2 protein-coding genes are annotated in these 6,592 nt (G+C 32.9%); both read left to right on the forward strand.

Annotation, left to right across the window (positions count from 1 at the left end; all coding sequences use genetic code 11):
* The first annotated feature begins 1,565 nt into the window (after window positions 1-1,565).
* The gene (locus ABD816_RS21840) at window positions 1,566-4,181 is read left to right on the forward strand and encodes a carbohydrate-binding protein (protein WP_344931020.1); all 2,616 of its coding nucleotides are present in this window, start codon (window positions 1,566-1,568) and stop codon (window positions 4,179-4,181) included.
* A gap of 157 nt (window positions 4,182-4,338) precedes the next feature.
* The coding region (locus ABD816_RS21845) for a carbohydrate-binding protein (RefSeq protein WP_344931021.1) at window positions 4,339-6,592 on the forward strand (2,254 nt) is incomplete at its 3' end.

Here is a 6,592-nt window from a genome sequence, read left to right on the forward strand (position 1 = left end):
GATCTTTGATAGCTTCCAAAGCAACCTTTGCTTTGAATGCAGAACTAAATTTTCTTCTCGATTTTTTCATATGTACAGTTTTAAATTTACAATTTAAATAGCTGTCTTAAAAATGGGGAGTATTATATGATGGTTTAAATCGTGCACCCTTTAATAAAATATCTACAATTAAAGATTCACAGTTCCATATTAAAAGACATCACTTATTACTGGAAAATATTGTGCTTAGTAAAGCGATAATATCTTAGTTACTAACATTAGGTGGAAAATGAACTATAAAAAATAGTTGTCAAAAAGCGCATTATTAACAGATATTATCTCCGATAAAATAGTTGCAAACAAAAATCTAATTCATTAATAAAAAATCTTTGATTTAGCAATTAACAATACCAAAATCCGATTCCATTTATTAAAAAACATTTGAATTCAATACCGCAAAAAGAGTTCACAAATACTTACAGTCGTTAAGATTATTATTCTATCCTCTAAAAACATCTAATTTTCGAAATAAAGAATGATGATTCGAAACTAGATTTCTAGATCCAGCCTATTCATTATAAATGATAAATAAAAATAATCTTACACTCTTATCGGGCATTAATACTATAAGAATAGAAATTCAATATAGTATTACTATCAAAAATTTGTTCTTGAATAAATAATTTAATATTCTCTTTAAGGTGTAGATGTAATTTCTTCATTTCTCTTAATAAAAACATATCCTTAATAAACCCCAAATATTAATCAGGTTATAATTATAGACTTAAAAATTTATTAAAGAAATTCTATAATAAACTGTTTAATATATTTTGAATTAAAGAAATTGATAAATCTAAAGTATGTATGCAAATACAACACTCTTTCTATATCAAATTCAAAATAAACTATAATCAGATTTTAAAAACAGATTTCTAACCTTAAAAAATCAAATTTGCAAAATTAATTTCACTATAAAACCAGAGTAGTAAAATTTATTGGATAAAAAAAGCAAATGATAACCATATTGAAATACTAACCTCAATAAATTATGCTTTCAAAATATAAAAAAGTCATTTCAATACTCATCACAATTAGTTGACAAACCTTTAATCTAAAAGATAACAAATAACTAATTTACAAGTAGTTAAACTAAATAAAATCATTCTAAGCACCATCACATTCATCAATTAGACTCATCAAAAACCGCGTAAAAAACATATATCGATTTTCCTATTCTTGTACACCAAAAATCAACCTTTTTTTATCAAATGTACACCATTAATCAACCTAAATATAAAAAATACAAGCACTTTTTTTTATCAAATTTGCGTTAAAATTCAGTCTTTGAATCTTATGCTTTTTCATTTCATTACAACAACTAATTATTGATTTTTCAATGTAAAGGAAACATAGAATAAAGATATTATATGAGTAAAATTGTTTAATCGAGATACAAGAATATTTAATTAACCAACTAATAATATAAAACTAGCACAATAAAAATTCACAATATGATGAAACGACTAAACAAACTAATAACCGTTTTCTTTAAAAACATACTCTTTTTACGAATAAAAAAAGTGTGTTTGCTAGGAACACTCTTGACTCTTTGTTTTTCTTCTTTACTAAATGCTCAAAGTGAGAATCAAGAAGCTATCAGTAATGTTTTCAAAGCCTTCAATACCAGCCAACCGGCAAAATTAAGTTCATCAGGATTTAGTTTTACTAAGGAGTTTAGTAACTCTGGGTCCTATTGGAAATTTGACAACCCTGAGACTGACTTATACTTAGCCAAGCTGTCCTATGAAGATCCAAATAATCCTGATTTATCATATGATGCGAGACTATCCACAGGTGGTAATATTTATTCTTTTAGAACTATTACTGGAGAATGTATACCTCCACAGCACGGAACAGAAAGTACTAACCACCCAGGGATTATGAGAACTTCGTGGACTGAAGCGGTTTGGCACGTAGTTGCTACTGATGTTGAACAAAACCAGATCGATCAATATATGCTGCATCAAGGTGGCGCATACGGAAATATTACTGAAACCGATTATTACCCTTTTTATGGTTTTCAAATAGCAGATTATTACGATAGTGCAAATCAAGAATACAGCACAGCATCTTGGTTACAAATTGGCCACCCTAAAGCCACAGTAAATAATGACCTTATCACTGAAATATTGATTTGGACAAAATATCGTAACATAGGAAATGGAGTCATTCAAGTAGATTACGCCTTATATAATTATGGTAATGGTACTGTAGGTAGAGTAAATTCTCCTTATATCTGTGCACGTGAGTCTACTCATCCTAATATATTTTTATCAAACCCTGATAACTCATATCAAGAAAGAGAAGGTACTTGGACTCAAGGGTTCTTTAATAATTCTACAACAAATGGTTGGATAGGATATTCTTCAAACAGTGCAGGGACTCAGCCTAGTTATGGTTTTATATTTAATAATGATTATGGTAGGTCAAGGTTTGGTTTTGTTAGTGTAGTTAAGGATCAGAATAACTTTACATCTGTTAGAACAGATAAAAGTATGTCTTTTGGGAAAATTCTAAATCTTAGATATTTTATTGTATTAGGTGATAATATAGGTGATATCCAAGATGCTGCTACAAAATATAAAGATGATACTTTTTATGAATTGCGTACAGTAGGAGCTTCTAATGTGCAAAGTGAAAATTATTATTTTGAAAAATCTAACTCAAATACAATTACTGCATTTAACGCAAATAATGCCTCACAAGGTATTAATTTAAAGTTACAGCCTTATAATAATAGTTATCCGCTTTTTATAGTGACTAATTCACAAGGAGTTTCTAGAGTTACCACAGATTTATATACGTTTACTGACTATCCTTGGGATGGACAAACAGCCGATATTAAATTACTAGGATTCAGTGATTATAAAGCAACAGTTAATAATTTTGTTTCTGAATCAATTAATGCGGGTGATAGTTATACATTTCCAGATGGAACCACAAAGACCAATATAACTTCAGATGTATACCAAATAAGTTTTACCGGTACAGTTGCTGGATACAGACAGTACACTCAAACACATTTGGATGTTTCTGGAGGAACAACACCTCCGACTAATAACGACAACAATATAGCACTAAATGGAGCTGCCACTCAATCAACAACAGCTTATAGTGGAGACGCTTCTCGTGCTATTGATGGCAATACTGATGGTAAATGGATTAACAGTTCTGTAACTCATACGGCGTCTGGAACCGTTGGTGCTTGGTGGCAAGTAAGGCTAGCTGAAAGTGCTAATATTGGTGAAATAAAAATATTCAATAGAACTGATAATTGCTGTATTAGCCGTTTGTCTAATTTTACGGTTAAAATTAGTGATGGCAATGGTAATTGGGTATTTAGTAAAACATATACAACGATACCAAATCCATCTATGACTATTGATGCTGAAGGTGTTTTAGGTAGAACTGTTAGAATCATTACAAATACTACAGAACCTTTATCTCTAGCAGAAGTTGAGGTATATGAAGACGCAGAATGTACTAGTTTTTCAACTATACAAGCTGAAAGTTATAACAACATGAATGGAATTGTGGCAGAAACTACCACTGACTCCTCAGGAAATCAACATCTCGGTTTTATAAATAATGGTGATTGGTCTAAATACAATTCCGTTGACCTTAGTTGTGCAACTTCTATTGAAGCCAGAGTTTCTAGTAAGAATGCTGGTGGAAATATTCAAGTAAGACTTGGTGGGATTTCTGGAACATTGATAGGTACTATTACCGTGCCGAGCACTAATTCGTGGAACTCGTGGACTACTGTAAGTACGGATATTGATTTCATAAGTGGTATTCATGATGTATATCTGGTATTTACAGGAGGGAGCGGATACCTATTTAACTTAAACTGGATCGAATTTTCTAATGGTCAAAATAAAATAACAGAAAATCCATTTAATACGAAGGAAGATATATTCTTACTGTATCCAAATCCAACAAGTGATCAATTTGATATTAGCTTACAAAATACACAACAAGCAATTTATAAGGTTATTGATCATACAGGTAAGATTATACTCTCTGGCACAATCCAAAATGGCTCAACAACTGTAAATAGCAATAAATTATCAACAGGGCTGTATCTGGTAAAAGTATCTAGTGAGCGTGGAACTTATACAGCAAAATTAATTAAGAAATAAGACGAGAGAGATGTTGGTGAATATACCTATTGGCATCTCTCTTAATTATCAATAAATACACAATACTCTTAATATAAAAAGGGATCAAAGGATAGTACTAATAATGCCTAAGCAACAAAAATAATGTAAGTAGTTTCCTTTTTAAAACTCTAAAATTATGAAAAAAAACAATCAAAATGTATCATCTATTTTTAAAGGCAGGCGTATGTCACAAATGCATAAACTTTGCTTTCTATCTTTATTATTTATTTTTCCCTACATAATGACTGCTCAAAACTCCAACATAGAATGGATGGAAGGATCCTGGGGAGCACGTCTATATGTTAGAGGAGGCGCCAATTTAGACCAATATGTTGATGACAAAGGGTATGATTATGTAGCAGGAGCTCAGGAAATGGTGGATAAATATACCACTATGGGTCATGTACTTACTAATATGACACAAAATGCTCGAACAAATCGTTTTACATTAAGGTATAATCCAAATGTTGCGGCTAAAAAAGGTAACGCCAAAGCAATTATACATGAAGATTTTGTGCCAAGCGAGGAAAATGAACAAGTTATCATTGATGTAATTAAGATATTTAAAGATGCTGGTAAAAAAGTCCTTCTATATCTTAACCTTAAGGAATTCACAGAAGTAGATACTTCTACAGCTGCTGCAAATGCTTGGTATGCCTACGTGAATCAATACTTTGATGGGGATGAATATGCGGCCAGAACCAATCTAATGGAAGGGTATATGAAACGCTTTAAAGAAATGGGAGTAGATGGGTATTGGCTAGATGCTGCTGCTATGAACGAAAGAAATATCCCACTTGTAGCGATGATGCGTGAGCTTGACCCAAATATGGTTTTTTCAATAAATACAGACAAGTCGGTTTTCAAAAATCCTGATGGTAGTAATATGACCGTATTACTAGATGGTTGTAATGATGATGATCCCGATCCTTATGGTGTTATAAAATATGCAATGAACGACGTTGAAGGTGATTTTACCGGCGGACATATCTTTCCTTTAGGACAGGGTGGTAGAGGTGATTCATGGGCGCATGACGAATTTACTATTGCAGATATTCAAGAGGATAACTATCAGCTTTTTCAAGGTAAAAATATTTTAAAGCATATGTTTATGCCTATGAGGCAGCAATGGTCTGTGGCTAATGCTACATTGAGAATGGATAATGAAACGGCCTATAGAATGACGAAGAAAATTACGATGGCCGGTGGAGCGATTACTTTTTCAGGTACTACTACTGATGGAACGATAATCGCGGACGAAGACGCTGTTTTGACTTATGTTAATCAAAAAATGAAGCAAAACGTAATCGATTATGATCCGTACGTAAGACCTGCATGTTCCTTTTTGGTAGGAGAAGAAGCTAAAATTGCACAGAGTATAACAATGCCTAATCTTGGAACAAAAGAAGTTGGTGATGCTAATTTTTCTCCTGGAGCAACAGCTAGTTCTGGCTTAACTGTTTCATACATAAGTGCTGACCCAACAGTAGCTACTATTGTTAACAATAAAATTAAAATTATAGGTCCTGGAACAACTCGCATCACAGCAAGACAAAACGGTGATGACAATTACCGTCATGCTCCGTTTGTTCATAAATTTTTAGTTGTTGAAGGTGACGACAACGGCGGCGGCGGTGGAACCACAAATGATGGAAACCTAGCATTAGATGGAGCAGCATCTCAATCATCTACATCATATAACGGTGATGCTTCTCGAGCTATTGATGGTAATACTGATGGTAAATGGTCTAACAACTCAGTAACTCATACTGCATCCGGAACCGCTGGTGCTTGGTGGCAAGTAAGGTTAGCTGAAACTACTAATATTGGCGATATTAAAATTTTTAATATGACTGATAGCTGCTGTTCTGATCGTTTATCTAATTTTACGGTTAAAATTGGAGACGGAAACGGTAACTGGGTATTTAGTAAAACATATACCACTACTCCAAATCCATCTATGACTATTGATGCTGAGGGTGTTTTGGGTAGAACTGTTAGAATTATCACAAATACTACAGAACCTTTATCCCTAGCAGAGGTTGAAGTCTATGGAGATATCGAATGTGCTAGTTTTTCAGCTATACAAGCTGAAGCTTATAATAATATGTCAGGTATCGTTAAAGAATCCACTACGGATTCTTCTGGAAACCAACATGTAGGTTTTGTAAATAATGGTGATTGGGCTAAGTATAATTCAATTGACCTTACTTGTGCTACTTCAATCCAAGCTCGTGTATCTAGTAAAAACAATGAAGGAACCATTCAAGTAAGGCTTGGAGCTGCTTCTGGGCAATTAATAGGGACTATTAATGTGCCAAGCACAAATTCATGGAGTTCTTGGACAACAGTAAGTACGGATATTACGCCTGTAAGTGGCAATCAGAATG

Origin of the sequence: Aquimarina addita, assembly GCF_039539305.1 — a bacterium.
GTDB lineage: Bacteria > Bacteroidota > Bacteroidia > Flavobacteriales > Flavobacteriaceae > Aquimarina > Aquimarina addita.